Genomic DNA, 17,017 nt, shown 5'->3' on the forward strand with positions numbered 1-17,017 from the left:
GCTCGCTGCTGGTGGCCGGGGCCTGGTCGCTGCTGGCCAGCCTCGGCTTCGCCCTGTTCTTCCTGTTCGGCGGACACTGGTTCATCGGCCTGCAGACCGATATCGCCGCGGTGCGCGACACCGCACTGCAGTACCTGCCCTACCTGGCGCTGCTGCCGTTGCTGGCGGTGTGGAGCTACCTGCTCGACGGCCTGTTTATCGGCGCCACCCGGGCGCGGGAGATGCGCGACGCCATGCTGATCGCCCTGGCGCTGGCCCTGCCGCTGGGCTGGGCGCTGCAGGCGCTGGGCAACCACGGCCTGTGGCTGGCCTTTCTCGCCTTCATGGGGCTGCGAAGCCTGGTGCTGGCTGGCTATGCTTGGCACTTGAGTCGTCGCGACCGCTGGTTCGCCCCACCGCCAGCAGGAGAGACCGCCCCTGCTCAGCGCTGAGCTGCCACACAACGAAGCCCAGCGCCAACAGGCCCTGCAGCGCACCGACCAGGCGCTGTACCGGGCCAAGCGTGGCGAACTCGCCGCAACCGATCAATAACCCGCAAGGAGCACTCGATGGCCGCCGCACTCGTCGCCTATCTGCACTTTCTGGCGATCTTCGCCCTGTTCGCCCTGCTCAGCGTCGAGCACGTGCTGTTCAAGGCGCCGCTGGATATGCGCCGCGCGCGCAGCCTGATGCTCACCGACCTGGCCTACGGTATCTGCGCCGGCCTGGTGCTGCTCACCGGCCTCGCGCGGGTGCTGTGGTACGGCAAGGGCTGGGCCTACTACCTGCACAACAGCCTGTTCCACGCCAAGGTGGGGCTGTTCATTCTGGTCGGCCTGCTGTCGATCCTGCCCACCGTGGTCTTCCTCAACTGGCGCCCGGCGCTCAAGACCGGCCGGGTGCCGGAACCCAGCGCCCGGCAGGTCGTCCTGGTGACCTGGTGCATTCGCCTGGAGTTGCTGCTGCTGTTGCTGCTGCCGCTACTGGCGGCGCTGCTAGCGCGGGGTTATGGAGTGATCGGCTAGCGAACCGGCGGCCGGGTGCCGCCACCCTGGCCGGCGGCGGGGTTTCACCTGCCGCACAGAATCCTGGCCCGGATGCAATCCGGGGCCGAGCGCGGCGTTCCCGCATTGCCTCCGGCGGCGCTTACAGCCCCTGCAGGGCGTCGAGCAGCGCCTGGTTCTGCTCCGGCGCACCGATGCTGATGCGCAGGAACTGGGCGATGCGCTGCTGCTTGAAGTGACGCACTATCACGCCCTGCTCGCGCAGGCCGGCGGCCAGGGTGGCGGCGTCCTTGTCCGGGTGGCGGGCGAAGACGAAGTTGGCGGCCGACGGCAGCACCTCGAAACCCAGGCCCTGCAGCCCGGCGACCACCGCCTCGCGGCTGGCGATCACCTGCTGGCAGGTCTGCTCGAAGTAGGCACGATCCTCGAACGCCGCCGCCGCGCCAGCGATGGCCATGCGATCGAGCGGGTAGGAGTTGAAGCTGTTCTTGATCCGCTCCAGCGCTTCGATCAGGTCCGGGTGGCCGACCGCGATGCCCACGCGCAGCCCGGCCAGCGAGCGCGACTTGGACAGGGTCTGGGTCACCAGCAGGTTGGGGTAGCGGTCGACCAGGGCGATGGCCGTCTGGCCGCCGAAGTCGATGTAGGCCTCGTCCACCAGCACCACCGAATCCGGATTGGCCTGCAGCAGCCGCTCGATGGCGTCGAGCGCCAGCAGGCAGCCGGTCGGCGCATTCGGGTTGGGGAAGATGATGCCGGCATTGGGCCGGGCGTAATCCTCGATGCGGATCTGGAAGTCATCGTCGAGCGGCAAAGCCTCGAACTCGATGCCGTACAGGCCACAGTAGACCGGGTAGAAGCTGTAGGTGACGTCCGGGAACAGCAGCGGCTTGCCGTGCTGGAACAGACCGTGGAAGGCGTGCGCCAGCACCTCGTCGGAGCCGTTGCCGACGAACACCTGGGCGGTGCTCACGCCGTAGTAGTCGGCGACCGCCTGCTTCAGGCGTTCGCCGTTGGGGTCCGGGTACAGGCGCAGGTTGTCGTTCAGCTCGGCCTGCATCGCGGCGATGGCCTTGGGCGACGGGCCGTAGGGGTTTTCGTTGGTGTTGAGCTTGACCAGCTTGCTCAGCTTGGGCTGCTCGCCCGGCACGTAGGGCACCAGGTCCTTGACGAAGGGGCTCCAGAACTTGCTCATCTGCCCTTCTCTCCTCGAATTCGTTGTGTTTTTGATGGGTATCGCTGCGCTCAACCCATCCTACATTCAGCCTTTGATCCGGTACTCGGCGCTGCGCGCATGGGCGGTCAGCGACTCGCCGCGGGCCAGCACCGAGGCGCTCTTGCCCAGCTCCGAGGCGCCGTCCGGCGAGCAGAAGATGATCGACGAGCGCTTCTGGAAGTCGTACACCCCCAGCGGCGAGGAGAAGCGCGCGGTACCGGAGGTCGGCAGCACGTGGTTGGGGCCGGCGACGTAATCGCCCAGCGCCTCGGCGGTATAGCGCCCCATGAAGATCGCGCCGGCATGACGAATCTGCGGCAGCCAGGCCTCCGGGTCGGCCACCGACAGCTCCAGGTGCTCGGGGGCGATGCGGTTGGCCACCTCGATGGCCTGGGCCATGTCGGTCACCTGGATCAGCGCGCCACGGCCTTCCAGCGAGGTGCGGATGATTTCGGCGCGCTCCATGCTCGGCAAGAGCCTCTCGATGCTCTCGGCGACGCGGTCGAGGAAGGCGGCATCGGGACTGACCAGGATCGACTGGGCGTCCTCGTCGTGCTCGGCCTGGGAGAACAGGTCCATGGCGATCCAGTCCGGATCGGTCTGGCCATCACAGACCACGAGGATCTCCGACGGCCCGGCGATCATGTCGATGCCGACCTTGCCGAACACGTGGCGCTTGGCGGTGGCCACGTAGATGTTGCCCGGGCCGACGATCTTGTCCACCGGCGGCACGCTCTCGGTGCCATAGGCCAGCGCCGCCACGGCCTGGGCCCCACCGATGGTGAACACGCGGTCGACGCCGGCGATGGCGGCCGCGGCCAGGACGATCTCGTTGATCTCGCCGCGCGGGGTCGGCACCACCATCACCACCTCGGGCACGCCGGCGACCTTGGCCGGAATCGCATTCATCAGCACCGAGGACGGATAGGAGGCCTTGCCACCCGGCACGTACAGGCCGGCGCGATCCAGCGGGGTGACCTTCTGCCCCAGCACGGTGCCGTCGGCCTCGCTGTAGCGCCAGGAATCCTGTTTCTGCCGCTCGTGGTAGCTGCGCACGCGCTCGGCCGCGACTTCCAGCGCCTGGCGCTGCGCGGGGGAAATACGTTCGAGGGCCAGTTCCAGGCGCTCGCGCGGCAGGATCAGGTCGGCCATGCTGGCGACCTCCAGGCCATCGAAACGCTGGGTGTATTCGACCAGCGCAGCATCGCCCCGCTCGCGCACGGCCTGGATGATCTCCAGCACGCGCTGGTTGACGCCATCGTCGGACACACTCTCCCAGCTCAGCAGATGATCCAGGTGTCGGGCGAAGTCCTGGTCAGCGGCGTTGAGTCGGCGAACAGCAATGGGAGCGGTCATGGCAAAGCCTCGTGTAATGGCAAATCTCAGGCGCCGCTAGAGTAGCAAGCCCACCGTGCGGGCACCTGAGAATTTGGCTATGACACGGATAGGCTGAGGGATGTCAGCTGGTATGTCGCGCCTCGACGGCGCCGCGCAGGGTCTCGATCAGCGCCTGGATACGGGCGTGCTGCATCTTCATCGAGGCCTTGTTGACGATCAGGCGCGAGCTGATGGTGGCGATCAGCTCCTGCGGCTCCAGACCGTTGGCGCGCAGGGTGTTGCCGGTGTCGACCACGTCGATGATCTTGTCGGCCAGGCCCACCAGCGGTGCCAGCTCCATCGAGCCGTACAGCTTGATGATGTCGACCTGACGGCCCTGCTCGGCGTAGTAGCGCTTGGCGACGTTGACGAACTTGGTGGCCACGCGCAGGCGGCCCTTGGGCTCCGGCGCGCCGACCTTGCCCGCGGTCATCAGCTTGCACTGGGCGATCTGCAGGTCCAGCGGCTCGTACAGGCCCTGGCCGCCGTATTCCATCAGCACGTCCTTGCCGGCCACGCCGAGATCCGCGGCGCCATGCTCGACGTAGGTCGGCACGTCGGTGGCGCGTACGATCAGTAGGCGCACGTCATCCTGAGTGGTGGGGATGATCAGCTTGCGGCTCTTGTCCGGGTTCTCGGTCGGCTCGATGCCCGCGGCCGCCAGCAGCGGCAGGGTGTCGTCGAGGATGCGGCCTTTGGACAGGGCGATGGTCAGCATGGAGCGGTTTCCTTGAACGGCAACGGCCACTCCGACAAGGAGCGGCCATACGGCAGTGGACGCGAGCGCTTAGCCCGGTACGCGGCGAATTTTGGCGCCGAGCAGCTGCAGTTTCTCTTCGATGCACTCGTAGCCACGGTCGATGTGGTAGATGCGGTCGATCAGGGTATCGCCCTCGGCCATCAGCGCCGCCAGCACCAGGCTGGCCGAGGCACGCAGGTCGGTGGCCATGACCGGCGCCCCCTTGAGCTGCTCTACCCCGGTGACGATGGCGGTGTTGCCTTCGACCAGGATATTGGCGCCCATGCGCAGCATCTCGTAGACGTGCATAAAGCGGTTCTCGAACACCGTTTCGATCACCGTGCCGGTCCCCTCGGCCACCGCGTTGAGGGCGATGAACTGCGCCTGCATGTCGGTGGGGAAGGCCGGATAGGGCGCGGTGCGCAGGTTGACCGCCTTGGGTCGCTTGCCCTTCATGTCCAGCTCGATCCAGTCCGGACCGGTGCTGATCTCGGCGCCGGCTTCCTGCAGCTTGGCCAGCACGGCCTCCAGCGTCGAGGGGTCGGCGTCCTTGACCTTGACCCGGCCGCCGGTGATGGCCGCGGCCACCAGGTAGGTGCCGGTCTCGATGCGGTCGGGCATCACGCTGAAGCGCGCGCCGTGCAGACGCTCGACGCCGTCGATGATGATGGTGTCGGTGCCGGCGCCCTGGATCTTGGCGCCCATGGCGTTCAGGCAGTTGGCCAGGTCGACCACTTCCGGCTCGCGCGCGGCGTTTTCCAGCACGCTGCGGCCCTTGGCCAGGGTCGCTGCCATCATGATGTTCTCGGTGCCGGTAACGCTGACCACGTCGAAGAAGAAGTGCGCGCCGCGCAGGCCGCCTTCCGGCGCCTTGGCCTTGATGTAGCCGCCTTCCACGTCGATCTGCGCGCCCATGGCCTCGAGGCCGCGGATGTGCAGGTCGACCGGGCGCGAACCGATGGCGCAGCCGCCGGGCAGGGCCACCTCGGCCTCGCCGAAGCGGGCCACCATGGGGCCGAGCACCAGGATCGAGGCACGCATGGTCTTGACCAGCTCGTAGGGCGCGACCAGGGTCTTGATCGACCGCGCGTCGACTTCCACCGACAGCTTCTCGTCGATCACCGGCTCGATGCCCATGCGGCCGAACAGCTCGATCATGGTGGTGATGTCGTGCAGGTGCGGCAGGTTGCAGATGGTCACCGGGGCGTCACCCAGCAGGGTCGCCGCGAGGATCGGCAGGGCGGAGTTCTTCGCCCCGGAAATGCGGATTTCGCCATCGAGGCGAGCGCCGCCGGTAATGATCAGTTTGTCCATAGGAGTCTCGTCGCCCGCAGGCTCAGGAACGCGCGGCCCAATCGGCCTGGCTGAAGAATTTCATGGTCACGGCGTGGATGCTGCCATCGGCGATCCAGGCATTGAGATGGGCATAGATCTGCTGCTGGCGTTTGACCGGGCTGAGAGCGGCCAGTTCGTCGCTGATCAGGTTGAGCTGGAAGTTGCAGCCTTCGCCTTCGACTTCCACCTGGGTATTCGGGAGTTTTTCCTCTAGGAGGCTTTTCACTTCTGCAGCCTGCATGCTCGACCTCGATTGACGCATATCGGGCTACCTGCGCCCGCGGGTCGGCCATCATACAAAAAAGCCCCCCGCCTGCGAACCCCGCATGAGGCAGCGCTGACGGAGGGTTTGTGCGCCATTCGGCGCTTGCGCCCCTCGCTGCGCCGTCAGCCGGCGCTGCCCGCGTCCTGCAGCGGCAACAGCTCCAGCAGGCCGCAGACCTGGGCGATCTCGCGCATGTCCGCGGGCAGGCCGCCGATGGCCAGCGTCTTGCCCGCTGCCCGGGCGTCGCGCAGGAAGGCCAGCAGCAGGGCCAGGCCGACGCTGCTGGATTTCTCCACCGTGGCGCAGTCAACCAGCAACTGCGCCGCGCTGCTGGCGGCGATCAGCCGCGCGCCCCGCTCGCGCAGGGCGGGACCGGTGGAATAGTCGAGCACGCCGGCCAGCTGCAGCTGGCCCGGTGCGCGCTCATCGATGCTCGCCTGACTCACGACTCACCCTTGGCTTCGCGCGCCTTGGCCACGGTATCGGCCCAGGTGTCGATGACCTTGTCCAGATCGTTGCGGTTGTTCTGCATGGACTGGGCGAACTGGTCGCGGAACAGCTTGCCGACGTTGATGCCGTTGATGATCACGTTGCGCAGCTTCCAGGTGCCGTCCTGCGCCACCATGGTGTAGGACAGCGGATAGACCACGCCCTTGCCGTCCTTGATCTCCATGTTCACCGCGGCGCGCTGCGGGTCCTGCTGGCCGGCCACCGGCAGCACGCGGATGTCCTGGTTGTTGTATTCGAGCAGGGCGTTGCCATAGAACTGCATCAGGCTGCGCTTGAAGCTCTCCTGGAAGCGCGCCATCTGCTCGGGCGAGGCCTGGCGCGAGTAGCGCACGGTCATCACCCCGCGGGAGATGCCGTCGACGTCCACCACCGGGCCGAGGATATCGTTGAGTGCCTGGTAGAAGGCCGCCGGATCGCTGCGGTACTGCTCCTTGTTGGCCTTGAGATCGGCCAGCAGGGTGTCGGTGGTCTGCTGCACCACCTCGTGGGCGCTGGGCGCGGCCAGTGCCAGCAGCGGCATGGCGGCGAGCAGCGCAAGCAGGGAATTACGCAAGGTCTTGAGCATGGATCGGCCCCTCATCAATTGGCTTCGTCTTTATTGACCGAATTGAGCAGGAATTTGCCAATCAGGTCTTCCAGCACCAGCGCCGACTGGGTGTCGTGGATGGTGCCGCCGTCTTTCAGCACCGCCTCCTCGCCGCCGACGCTGATGCCGATGTATTTCTCGCCGAGCAGGCCGGCGGTGAGGATCGACGCGGTGGAGTCCTCCGGCAGGTTGTCCACCCGGCCTTCCAGCTCCATGGTCACGCGGCCCAAGTAATTGTCGCGATCCAGGTCGATGGCGGTGACCTTGCCGATGGTCACCCCGGCCATGGTCACCTTGGCGCGCACGGTGAGCCCGGCGATGTTGTCGAAATAGGCGTAGACCCTGTAGGTATCGGCCGCGCTGCCGACGCTCAGGCCGCTGACGCGCAGGGCCAGCAGCAGCAGGGCCAGCAGACCGGCCATGAGGAACAGGCCGACACCAATCTCCAGCGTGCGGTTTTGCATCAGAAATCTCCAAACATCAAAGCGGTCAGAATGAAATCCAGGCCGAGCACGGCCAGCGAGGCGTACACCACGGTGCGCGTGGTGGCGCGGCTGATGCCTTCGGACGTGGGTTCGCAGTCGTAGCCCTGGAACACGGCGATCCAGGTGACCACGAAGGCGAAGACGATGCTCTTGATCACGCCGTTGAGCACGTCGTCATGAAAAGAAACGCTGTTCTGCATGTTGGCCCAGAACGAGCCTTCGTACACCCCCAGCCAGTCGATGGCGACCATCGCCCCGCCCCAGATGCCGACCACGCTGAAGATCATCGCCAGCAGCGGCATGGAGATGAAGCCGGCCCACAGGCGCGGCGCGATGATGTACTTGAGCGGATCGACGCCGATCATCTCCAGGCTCGACAGCTGCTCGGTGGACTTCATGTTGCCGATCTCGGCGGTCAGCGCCGAGCCGGCGCGCCCGGCGAACAGCAGCGCGGTGACCACCGGGCCGAGCTCGCGCAACAGGGTCAGGGCGACCATCTGCCCCACCGCCTGCTCGGAACCGTAGTCGACCAGGATGTTGTAACCCTGCAGGGCCAGCACCATGCCGATGAACACGCCGGAGACGACGATGATCGCCAGCGACATCACGCCGACGGCGAACAGCTGCTTGAGCAGCAGCTGAAACGGCTTGCCGGCGACGTTGCGGCCGAGCAACGCGTGCAGCAGAAACAGCACCGAGCGCCCCAGGGTCGCCACCACATCGATACCCGCACGACCGAACAGGCGCAGCCGTTCGAGCGGAGCAATTCTACGCATCAGTTTTTCCCCAACAGATCGTCGCGATAATCCGGCGCCGGGAAATGGAACGGCACCGGGCCATCCGGAATGCCCTTCATGAACTGGCGGATGCGCGGGTTATCCGACTCCATCAGCTCGGCCGGCGTGCCCTGGCCGAGTACCTGGGCATCACCGACCACATAGATGTAGTCGGCAATGCTCGCAGTTTCCGCCAGGTCGTGCGACACCACCACGCTGGTGATGCCCAGGGCGTCGTTGAGCAGACGGATCAGGCGCACCAGCACGCCCATGGCGATGGGGTCCTGGCCGACGAACGGCTCGTCGTACAGCAGGATCTGCGGGTCCAGGGCAATTGCTCGGGCCAACGCCACGCGCCTTTTCATACCGCCGGACAGCTCGTCCGGCATCAGCTCGATGGCGCCGCGCAGGCCGACCGCCTGCAGCTTCATCAGCACGATGTCGCGGATCATCTCGTCCGGCAGCTGGGTGTGCACGCGCAGCGGGAAGGCCACGTTCTCGAACACGTCGAGGTCGGTGAACAGGGCACCGCTCTGAAACAGCACGCCCATCTGCTTGCGCATGTCGAACAGCTCGTCGCGCGACAGCTTTGGCAGGCTGACGCCGTTGACCAGCACATCGCCGGCGGACGGCCGCAGCTCGGCGGCGATCAGGCGCAGCAAGGTGGTCTTGCCGCAACCGGACGGCCCCATGATGCCGGTAACCTTGCCGCGCGGAATGCGGATGTCAACATTGTCGAAGATATCCCGCGAACCGCGCTGAAAACTGACGCCCTGCAACTCGATCGCGTAATCGTGCTCGGCGCTCATCTGAACTCCTTGAAAATCAAGCCTTCCTGGCAGACGCCGCCTCCCGAAGCGGGGACACGCGCCTGCAAGACGAGCCGAAATGGCCGCGGACTATAGCATTTGCCGCCGATGCCGCCCAAGAGCGGCGCCGTCCGGCGTTCAGACTTGCGACAGCATTGGCGTTCGCCAGGCGATCAGGACAGGTGAGCGCGGCGCCCTTTCCCGCTATAATCCCCGTCTTTTTCGTCCGACAGCCTCGCCGAGCATGAACCAGACCCGCGACCTGATAGATTCCGCGCAACGCACCATTCGCCTCGAAATCGAGGCGGTGCAAGAACTGCTGCCCCGCATCGACGCCAATTTCGTCAAGGCCTGCGAGCTGATCCTGGCCTGCCAGGGCCGCGTGGTAGTGGTCGGCATGGGCAAGTCCGGGCATATCGGCAACAAGATCGCCGCCACCCTGGCCAGCACCGGCACCACGGCGTTCTTCGTCCACCCGGCCGAGGCCAGCCACGGCGACATGGGCATGATCACCCGCGACGACATCGTTCTGGCCCTGTCCAACTCTGGCTCCACCGCCGAGATCGTCACCCTGCTGCCCTTGATCAAGCGCCTCGGCATTCGCCTTATCAGCATGACCGGCAACCCGGACTCGCCGCTGGCCAAGGCCGCCGAAGTCAATCTCGACGCCCGCGTCACCCAGGAGGCCTGCCCGCTGAACCTGGCGCCGACTTCGTCCACCACCGCCAGCCTGGTGCTCGGCGACGCCCTGGCCATCGCCCTGCTGGAAGCGCGCGGCTTCACCGCCGAAGACTTCGCCTTCTCCCATCCCGGCGGCGCCCTCGGCCGGCGCCTGCTGCTCAAGGTGGAAAACGTCATGCACGCGGGCGAGGCCCTGCCGCGGGTGAACCGCGGCACCAGCCTGCGCGACGCCCTGCTGGAAATGACCCAGAAGGGCCTGGGCATGACCGTGGTGCTGGAAGACGACGGCCGCCTGGCCGGCATCTTCACCGACGGCGACCTGCGCCGCACCCTGGACAAGGGCATCGACGTGCGCCAGGCGCTGATCGACGAGGTGATGACCCCGCACGGCAAGACCGCCCGCGCCGAAATGCTCGCCGCCGAGGCGCTGAAGATCATGGAAGACCACAAGATCAACGCCCTGGTGGTGGTCGACGAGCAGGACCAACCGGTCGGCGCGCTGAACATGCACGACCTGCTGCGCGCGGGGGTGATGTGATGAACGACCTGTTGCGCCGCGCCCGCGCGATCAAGCTGGCGATCTTCGACGTCGACGGCGTGCTCACCGATGGCCGCCTGTACTTCCTCGAGGACGGCAGCGAGTTCAAGACCTTCAACACCCTGGACGGCCACGGCATCAAACTGCTGATCGCCTCCGGCGTGCGCACCGCGATCATCAGCGGGCGCAAGACCCCGGTGGTCGAGCGCCGCGCCAACAATCTCGGCATCCAGCACCTGTTCCAGGGCCGCGAGGACAAACTCGTGGTGCTCGACGGCCTGCTCGCCGAACTGGGCCTAAGCTACGAGCAGGTCGCCTACCTGGGCGACGACCTGCCGGATCTTCCGGTGATTCGCCGGGTCGGATTGGGCATGGCCGTGGCCAGCGCCGACGCCTTCGTCCGTGAGCATGCCCATGGTGTGACCCAGGCGCGCGGCGGCGACGGCGCGGCGCGGGAATTCTGCGAACTGATCATGCGTGCCCAGGGCACGCTGGATGCGGCCCAAGCCGCCTACCTGTAGAGCACAGCATGCAGCGTAAAGCCCTCAACTACCTGATCTTCGCCCTGATCGCCTCCCTGGTCGCGGCGCTCGGCTACTGGAACATCGCCCCCGACGGCGACCGCCAGGCCCAGCCGGCAGACAGCGACAACGCCGTGGACTTCTACGTGGTCGGCGCGCGCACCGTGCAGTTCCAGGACGACGGCAAGCTGCACTACCGCATGACCGCGGACAAGCTCGAACACGTCAAGGCCAGCGACATCACCCTGGTCAGCATGCCCAAGCTCGACCTGTACCGCGGCAGCGAACTGCCGTGGAAGGTCACCAGCCAGCGCGCCGAGGTCTCCCCCGGCGGCGTCGAGGTGGAACTGATCGACGACGTGCGCATCGCCCGCACCGACGCCAAGGACCGCCCGACCATCATCACCAGCAGCCGCATGACCGTGATTCCTGACAAGGAATATGCGCAGACCGAGCAAGCCGTTAGAATCGTCGCGGCCAACGGGGTGACCACGGCACAAGGAATGAAAGCGTACTTGAACGACGGCAGGATGCTCCTGCAGTCCAACGTAAGAGGCCAGCATGAGGTTCGTTAACACCCTCCCCCTGATTCTCAGCCTCGGCGCCGCATTGGGAAGCGCGGCGGCCTGGGCCCTGCCGTCCGACCGCGAGCAGCCGATCCGCATCCAGGCCGACAGCGCCGAGCTGGACGACAAGCAGGGCGTGGCGGTCTACCGCGGCTCCGTGATCATCACCCAGGGCACCCTGAAGATCACCGGCGACACCGTGACCATCACCCAGACCGCCAGCGGCGACATCGACGTGTTCACCTCGGTGGGCACCCCGGCCTACTACGAGCAGAAGCCGGCGGCGGACAAGGAAATCGTCAAGGCCTACGGCCTTACCATCCAGTATTTCGCCAGCAACGAACGCATCGTGCTGATCGACCAGGCCAAGGTGATCCAGGAAGGCAACACCTTCGAGGGCGAGAAGATCGTCTACGACACCCTGCGCCAGATCGTCAACGCCGGCCGTGCCACGGGCACCAACGTCAGCGTACCGCGCCCGCGTATCGACATGATCATCCAGCCGAAGAACAAACCCGCGGACCAGCAGGCACAGCAGTAATGGCCATTCTCAAAGCCCAACACCTGGCCAAGAGCTACAAGGGCCGCCAGGTCGTCCGCGACGTCAGCCTGAGCATCGAGAGCGGGCAGATCGTCGGCCTGCTCGGCCCCAACGGCGCCGGCAAGACCACCTGCTTCTACATGATCGTCGGCCTGGTGCGCGCCGATCAGGGCCGCGTGCGCATCGACGACCTCGATGTCAGCCACCAGCCCATGCACGGCCGCGCCCGCGCCGGAATCGGCTACCTGCCGCAGGAAGCCTCGATCTTCCGCAAGCTGTCGGTGGCCGACAACATCATGGCCATCCTCGAGACGCGCAAGGACCTGGACCGCGCCGGCCGCCAGGCGGAGCTGGAAAACCTGCTGCAGGAATTCCACATCCACCACATCGCCGACAGCCTCGGCATGAGCCTGTCCGGCGGCGAGCGCCGCCGCGTGGAAATCGCCCGCGCCCTGGCCACCAACCCCAAGTTCATCCTGCTCGACGAGCCCTTCGCCGGCGTCGACCCGATCTCGGTGGGCGACATCAAGCAGATCATCCATCACCTCAAGACCAAGGGTATCGGCATCCTGATCACCGATCACAACGTACGCGAGACCCTGGACATCTGCGAAACCGCCTACATCGTCAACGATGGCCAGCTGATCGCCGAGGGCGACGCCGAGACCATCCTCGCCAACCAGACGGTGAAAGAGGTGTACCTGGGCCACGAATTCCGCCTGTAGCTCGCCCGCTATTTCACTACAGAAATATGGCAAGCCCTAGGCAAAGCCGAGAAGTTCAGGCATATAATTTGCTTCCTGGTGGCGCCGCGGCGCCCTGTAGTGGAAGGCGTAACCCGCCGGTGAATTAAGGTCTGCAATGAAACCATCGCTAGTCCTCAAGATGGGCCAGCAGCTGACGATGACCCCGCAGCTGCAACAGGCTATCCGCCTCCTCCAACTGTCGACCCTGGACCTGCAACAGGAAATCCAGGAGGCACTGGAGTCCAACCCCATGCTCGAGCGCCAGGAAGACGGCGACGACTTCGACAACAGCGACCCCATGGCCGACGGCGCGGAAAGCGCCGCGCCCACTCCGAGCAAGGAAGACAGCTACCAGGAAACGACCCCCACGGTCGACAACCTGGAAGACGGCGAATGGGGCGAACGCATCCCCAACGAGCTGCCGGTCGATACCGCCTGGGAAGACGTCTACCAGACCAGCGCCAGCAGCCTGCCGAGCAACGACGACGACGAGTGGGACTTCACCACCCGCACCTCCAATGGTGAAAGTCTGCACAGTCATCTGCTCTGGCAACTGAATCTGGCGCCGATGTCGGACAAGGATCGACTGATCGCTGCCACCCTGATCGACTGCATCAACAACGACGGCTACCTGGAAGAAAGCCTCGAGGAAGTCGCCGAATCCTTCGACCCCGAGCTGGACGTCGAGCTGGACGAGGTGGAAGTGGTGCTGCACCGCATCCAGCAGTTCGAGCCGGCCGGCATCGGCGCCCGCGACCTGCGCGAATGCCTGCTGCTGCAACTGCGCCAGCTGCCCGCCGGCACGCCCTGGCTGAGCGAGACCCAGCGCGTGGTCGGCGACTACCTGGAGCTGCTCGGCAGCCGCGACTACGCCCAGCTGATGCGCCGCAGCAAGCTCAAGGAAGACGAACTCAAGCAGGTCATCGACCTGATCCAGCGCCTCAACCCGCGCCCGGGTTCGCAGATCGAGTCCAGCGAGCCGGAGTACGTGGTGCCCGACGTTATCGTGCGCAAGCACAACGACCGCTGGCTGGTGGAGCTGAACCAGGAGGCCATGCCGCGCCTGCGGGTCAACCCGCAGTACGCCGGCTTCGTCAAACGCGCCGACTCCAGCGCCGACAACACCTTCATGCGCAACCAGCTGCAGGAAGCGCGCTGGTTCATCAAGAGCCTGCAGAGCCGCAACGAGACGCTGATGAAGGTCGCCACGCAGATCGTCGAGCACCAGCGCGGCTTCCTCGACTACGGCGACGAGGCGATGAAGCCCCTGGTGCTGCACGACATCGCCGAGGCGGTGGGCATGCACGAGTCGACCATCTCGCGGGTCACCACGCAGAAATTCATGCACACCCCGCGCGGCATTTACGAGCTGAAATACTTCTTCTCCAGCCACGTCAGCACCGCCGAGGGGGGCGAATGCTCGTCCACCGCGATCCGCGCCATCATCAAAAAACTGGTTGCCGCAGAAAACGCGAAAAAGCCGTTGAGCGACAGCAAGATCGCTGGTTTACTGGAGGCACAAGGCATCCAAGTCGCCCGTCGGACAGTCGCCAAGTACCGCGAATCCCTCGGCATAGCGCCCTCCAGCGAGCGCAAGCGACTGATGTAGGCCAGATCGATTGGAAGCCTCTCGCTTCCAAGCCAAAGTGTTCCGGCGGCGGGTCGCATAGGACCCGCCTCTTACACAAGGCAACAAGGAGAAAGCGGTATGCAAGTCAACATCAGTGGACACCAGCTGGATGTGACCGACGCCCTGCGTGACTATATCGGCGAGAAACTCGGCCGATTGGAACGCCACTTCGACAAGATCACCAACGTTCAGGTGACCATGGAGGTCGAGAAGCTCAAGCAGAAGATCGAAGCTACCCTGCACGTCGCCGGCGGCGAGGTCGTCGCCAACGCCGAACACCAAGACATGTACGCCGCCATCGACCTGTTGGCCGACAAACTCGACCGTCAACTCATCAAGCACAAGGAAAAGCAGCTCGAACGCCTGCAAGGCGCCACGGCCCGCTGACATTCCCCATCCATGATCCGACTTGAAAACATCCTGACCCCCGGCCGTTCCCTGGTGAACGTGCCGGGCGGCAGTAAGAAACGCGTGCTCGAACAGATCGCCAACCTGGTGGCACGCGACCTGCCCGACCTGGATGCCCAGGACATCTTCGAAAGCCTAATCGCCCGCGAGAAGCTCGGCTCCACTGGCTTCGGCAACGGCATCGCCATTCCCCACTGTCGCCTGGCCGGCTGCAGCGCGCCGATCAGCGCGGTGCTGCGCCTGGACACCGCGGTGGACTTCGACGCCATCGACGGCGCCCCGGTCGACCTGCTGTTCGTCCTGCTGGTGCCGGAAGCGGCCACCGACGCCCACCTCGAACTGCTGCGCCAGATCGCCAGCATGCTCGACCGCCAGGACGTCCGCGAACGTCTGCGCCAGGCCCCGGCCAGCGCGGATCTGTACCAGGTGGTCGTGGACATCCAGAACGGTCAATAAGCATGCGCCTGATCATCGTCAGCGGTCGCTCCGGCTCGGGCAAGAGCACCGCCCTCGATGTACTTGAGGACAACGGCTTCTACTGCATCGACAATCTGCCCGCCGGCCTGCTGCCGGATCTGGCCGAACGCGCCCTGCTCAACACCGAGATGCTGCTGCCGCAGGTGGCGGTGTCGATCGACGCGCGCAACCTGCAGAGCCACCTCAAGCGCTTCCCGGAACTGCTCGAACAGGTGCGCCAGCGCAACATCCGCTGCGACATCCTCTACCTCGACGCCGAAGACGAGACCCTGCTCAAGCGCTTCTCGGAAACCCGCAGGCGCCATCCGCTGACCGACGAGAATCGCTCGCTGGCCGAGGCCATCGCCGACGAGAGCCAGGTGCTGGCGCCCATCGTCGACCTGGCCGACCTGAAGATCGACACCACCCACCTCAACCTCTACCAGCTGCGCGACAGCCTCAAGCTGCGCCTGCTGGGCCAGCCTGAGCCGGGCACCGCCTTCCTGATCGAATCCTTCGGTTTCAAGCGCGGCATGCCGGTGGACGCCGACCTGGTGTTCGACGCGCGCTGCCTGCCCAACCCCTACTGGAAGCCGGAACTGCGCGACTTCTCCGGGCTGCAGCAGCCGGTGGTCGACTACCTGGCGGCGCAACCGGAGGTCGAGGAAATGTACCAGGACATTCTCGCCTACCTGGAGAAATGGCTGCCGCGCTTCGCCGCCAGCAATCGTGCCTATGTCACCATCGCCATCGGCTGCACCGGCGGTCATCATCGCTCGGTATACCTGGCCAACCGCCTGAGCCAGGCGCTGAAAAAACCGCTGAAGAACGTCCAGGTGCGTCACCGCGACCTCAGCTAAGGAACTCCGCCGCGATGCCAGCCCGTGAAATCACCATCATCAACAAGCTCGGCCTGCACGCCCGCGCCGCCGCCAAGTTCGTCGGCGTGGCCAGCACCTACCCCTGCCAGGTGCGCATCGGCCGCTCCAGCGACAGCCTGGTGGACGGCAAGAGCATCATGGCGGTGATGATGCTGGCGGCCGGCAAGGGCACCCCGGTGCACCTGCACACCGAGGGCGAGCAGGATCACGAGGCGCTGGACGCGCTGGTCGGCCTGATCGAGAACTACTTCGAGGAAGGCGAGTAACCCCCCAAAAAAACCACAAGGCCACCCGCGGGAGGCCTTGTGGTTTCGGCCCATCTCAACTGCCGGCAACGGTCATCTTCTCGATCAGCACCGAGCCGGTGCAGATATTGCCGCGCCGTTCCAGGTCGCGACCGACCGCGACGATCTGGCGGAACATGTCGCGCAGGTTGCCGGCGATGGTCACCTCCTGCACCGGGAACTGGATCTCGCCGTTTTCCACCCAGAAACCGGCGGCGCCGCGCGAATAGTCGCCGGTGACCAGGTTCAGGCCCTGGCCCATCAGCTCGGTGACCAGCAGGCCGCGGCCCATGCGTTTGAGCAGAGCGACCTGGTCCTCGTCGCCATGGCTGACGAACAGGTTGTGCACGCCGCCGGAGTTGGCCGTGCTCGGCAAGCCCAGCTTGCGTCCGGAATAGGTGCCGAGCACATAGGACACCAGCTCGCCCTTGTCGACGAAGGACTTGGCGTAGGTGGCCAGGCCGTCGCCGTCGAAGGCGGCGCTGCCCAGCGCCCGCGGCAGGTGCGGGCGCTCGTCGAGACTCAGCCATTCGGGGAACAGGCGCTGGCCCAGCGCGCCTTCGAGGAAGGAGGAATGGCGGTACAGGTTGCCGCCGGAGATCGCCGCCAGCAGGTGGCCGAACAGGCCGCCGGCCAGCTCGGCGGCGAACAGCACCGGCACCTCGCAGGTCGGCACCGGGCGAG

22 protein-coding genes and 1 pseudogene are annotated in these 17,017 nt (G+C 65.8%); 12 read left to right on the forward strand and 11 right to left on the reverse strand.

The annotated features are described in order from the left end of the window. Window positions 1-431, forward strand: a pseudogene (locus N878_RS29155) (MATE family efflux transporter); the annotation flags it as partial. 117 nt (window positions 432-548) lie between these two features. Continuing rightward, the gene (locus N878_RS21335) at window positions 549-1,004 is read left to right on the forward strand and encodes a DUF2214 family protein (protein WP_021445564.1); all 456 of its coding nucleotides are present in this window, start codon (window positions 549-551) and stop codon (window positions 1,002-1,004) included. A gap of 121 nt (window positions 1,005-1,125) precedes the next feature. Here the strand turns inward: N878_RS21335 and hisC are convergent, their stop codons facing one another. The 10 genes from hisC to N878_RS21385 all read right to left on the reverse strand — a co-directional run bounded on the left by hisC (window position 1,126) and on the right by N878_RS21385 (window position 9,081). Beyond that, window positions 1,126-2,178 (reverse strand): histidinol-phosphate transaminase, encoded by a 1,053-nt coding sequence (gene hisC, locus N878_RS21340; protein ID WP_021445565.1) that lies wholly within the window; start codon window positions 2,176-2,178, stop codon window positions 1,126-1,128. A gap of 66 nt (window positions 2,179-2,244) precedes the next feature. Beyond that, window positions 2,245-3,555 carry a histidinol dehydrogenase gene (gene hisD, locus N878_RS21345; protein ID WP_021445566.1) on the reverse strand — a complete coding sequence of 437 codons (1,311 nt, stop codon included), beginning with the start codon at window positions 3,553-3,555 and terminating at the stop codon, window positions 2,245-2,247. A 103-nt stretch (window positions 3,556-3,658) separates the two neighbouring features. Beyond that, a complete protein-coding gene (hisG, locus tag N878_RS21350) occupies window positions 3,659-4,294 on the reverse strand; it encodes an ATP phosphoribosyltransferase (RefSeq protein WP_021445567.1) in 636 nt (211 codons plus the stop codon). A gap of 69 nt (window positions 4,295-4,363) precedes the next feature. Beyond that, on the reverse strand, window positions 4,364-5,629 hold the full coding sequence (murA, locus tag N878_RS21355) for a UDP-N-acetylglucosamine 1-carboxyvinyltransferase (RefSeq protein WP_021445568.1): 1,266 nt from the start codon (window positions 5,627-5,629) through the stop codon (window positions 4,364-4,366). A 22-nt stretch (window positions 5,630-5,651) separates the two neighbouring features. Continuing rightward, a complete protein-coding gene (locus N878_RS21360; RefSeq protein ID WP_003459267.1) occupies window positions 5,652-5,891 on the reverse strand; it encodes a BolA family protein in 240 nt (79 codons plus the stop codon). A 146-nt stretch (window positions 5,892-6,037) separates the two neighbouring features. Continuing rightward, window positions 6,038-6,361 (reverse strand): lipid asymmetry maintenance protein MlaB, encoded by a 324-nt coding sequence (locus N878_RS21365; protein ID WP_021445569.1) that lies wholly within the window; start codon window positions 6,359-6,361, stop codon window positions 6,038-6,040. Beyond that, the gene (locus N878_RS21370) at window positions 6,358-6,990 is read right to left on the reverse strand and encodes a phospholipid-binding protein MlaC (RefSeq protein ID WP_021445570.1); all 633 of its coding nucleotides are present in this window, start codon (window positions 6,988-6,990) and stop codon (window positions 6,358-6,360) included. The genes N878_RS21365 and N878_RS21370 overlap by 4 nt, the downstream gene beginning before the upstream one ends. Window positions 6,991-7,004: 14 nt before the next feature. Next, a complete protein-coding gene (gene mlaD / locus N878_RS21375; RefSeq protein ID WP_021445571.1) occupies window positions 7,005-7,475 on the reverse strand; it encodes an outer membrane lipid asymmetry maintenance protein MlaD in 471 nt (156 codons plus the stop codon). Then, window positions 7,475-8,272 (reverse strand): lipid asymmetry maintenance ABC transporter permease subunit MlaE, encoded by a 798-nt coding sequence (gene mlaE, locus N878_RS21380; RefSeq protein ID WP_021445572.1) that lies wholly within the window; start codon window positions 8,270-8,272, stop codon window positions 7,475-7,477. The genes mlaD and mlaE overlap by 1 nt, the downstream gene beginning before the upstream one ends. Then, the gene (locus N878_RS21385; RefSeq protein ID WP_021445573.1) at window positions 8,272-9,081 is read right to left on the reverse strand and encodes an ABC transporter ATP-binding protein; all 810 of its coding nucleotides are present in this window, start codon (window positions 9,079-9,081) and stop codon (window positions 8,272-8,274) included. Before N878_RS21385 ends, mlaE begins: the two co-directional genes overlap by 1 nt. Before the next feature lie 244 nt (window positions 9,082-9,325). On the opposite strand from N878_RS21385, the gene N878_RS21390 reads away from it, so the two are divergent. From N878_RS21390 to N878_RS21435, 10 genes are all read left to right on the forward strand, one after another. Continuing rightward, window positions 9,326-10,300, forward strand: coding sequence for a KpsF/GutQ family sugar-phosphate isomerase (locus N878_RS21390; protein ID WP_021445574.1), 975 nt, complete (start codon window positions 9,326-9,328; stop codon window positions 10,298-10,300). Continuing rightward, window positions 10,300-10,821 (forward strand): HAD family hydrolase, encoded by a 522-nt coding sequence (locus N878_RS21395; RefSeq protein ID WP_021445575.1) that lies wholly within the window; start codon window positions 10,300-10,302, stop codon window positions 10,819-10,821. The genes N878_RS21390 and N878_RS21395 overlap by 1 nt, the downstream gene beginning before the upstream one ends. A gap of 8 nt (window positions 10,822-10,829) precedes the next feature. After that, on the forward strand, window positions 10,830-11,396 hold the full coding sequence (gene lptC / locus N878_RS21400) for an LPS export ABC transporter periplasmic protein LptC (RefSeq protein WP_021445576.1): 567 nt from the start codon (window positions 10,830-10,832) through the stop codon (window positions 11,394-11,396). Next, window positions 11,383-11,928: a lipopolysaccharide transport periplasmic protein LptA gene (lptA, locus tag N878_RS21405; protein WP_021445577.1), complete on the forward strand. Its 546-nt coding sequence runs from the start codon at window positions 11,383-11,385 to the stop codon at window positions 11,926-11,928. The genes lptC and lptA overlap by 14 nt, the downstream gene beginning before the upstream one ends. Further along, window positions 11,928-12,653, forward strand: a complete 726-nt coding sequence (lptB, locus tag N878_RS21410) for an LPS export ABC transporter ATP-binding protein (protein ID WP_021445578.1) — start codon at window positions 11,928-11,930, stop codon at window positions 12,651-12,653. The genes lptA and lptB overlap by 1 nt, the downstream gene beginning before the upstream one ends. A gap of 136 nt (window positions 12,654-12,789) precedes the next feature. Beyond that, window positions 12,790-14,283: an RNA polymerase factor sigma-54 gene (locus N878_RS21415; RefSeq protein ID WP_031303665.1), complete on the forward strand. Its 1,494-nt coding sequence runs from the start codon at window positions 12,790-12,792 to the stop codon at window positions 14,281-14,283. Window positions 14,284-14,382: 99 nt separating this feature from the next. Continuing rightward, window positions 14,383-14,691, forward strand: coding sequence for a ribosome-associated translation inhibitor RaiA (raiA, locus tag N878_RS21420; RefSeq protein ID WP_003242873.1), 309 nt, complete (start codon window positions 14,383-14,385; stop codon window positions 14,689-14,691). Window positions 14,692-14,703: 12 nt separating this feature from the next. Further along, window positions 14,704-15,168: a PTS IIA-like nitrogen regulatory protein PtsN gene (ptsN, locus tag N878_RS21425; RefSeq protein WP_021445580.1), complete on the forward strand. Its 465-nt coding sequence runs from the start codon at window positions 14,704-14,706 to the stop codon at window positions 15,166-15,168. A gap of 2 nt (window positions 15,169-15,170) precedes the next feature. Further along, entirely contained in the window at window positions 15,171-16,028 is an 858-nt protein-coding gene (rapZ, locus tag N878_RS21430; RefSeq protein ID WP_021445581.1) for an RNase adapter RapZ, read from the forward strand. Window positions 16,029-16,042: 14 nt separating this feature from the next. Then, window positions 16,043-16,315, forward strand: a complete 273-nt coding sequence (locus N878_RS21435) for an HPr family phosphocarrier protein (protein WP_021445582.1) — start codon at window positions 16,043-16,045, stop codon at window positions 16,313-16,315. Between the two features lie 55 nt (window positions 16,316-16,370). Here N878_RS21435 and N878_RS21440 read toward each other — a convergent pair. Continuing rightward, window positions 16,371-17,017 (reverse strand): metallopeptidase TldD-related protein (locus N878_RS21440; protein ID WP_021445583.1); only part of this gene is annotated, 647 nt, incomplete at its 5' end.

This window comes from Pseudomonas sp. EGD-AK9 (genome assembly GCF_000465935.2).
In the GTDB taxonomy this organism is placed as follows: Bacteria; Pseudomonadota; Gammaproteobacteria; order Pseudomonadales; family Pseudomonadaceae; genus Aquipseudomonas.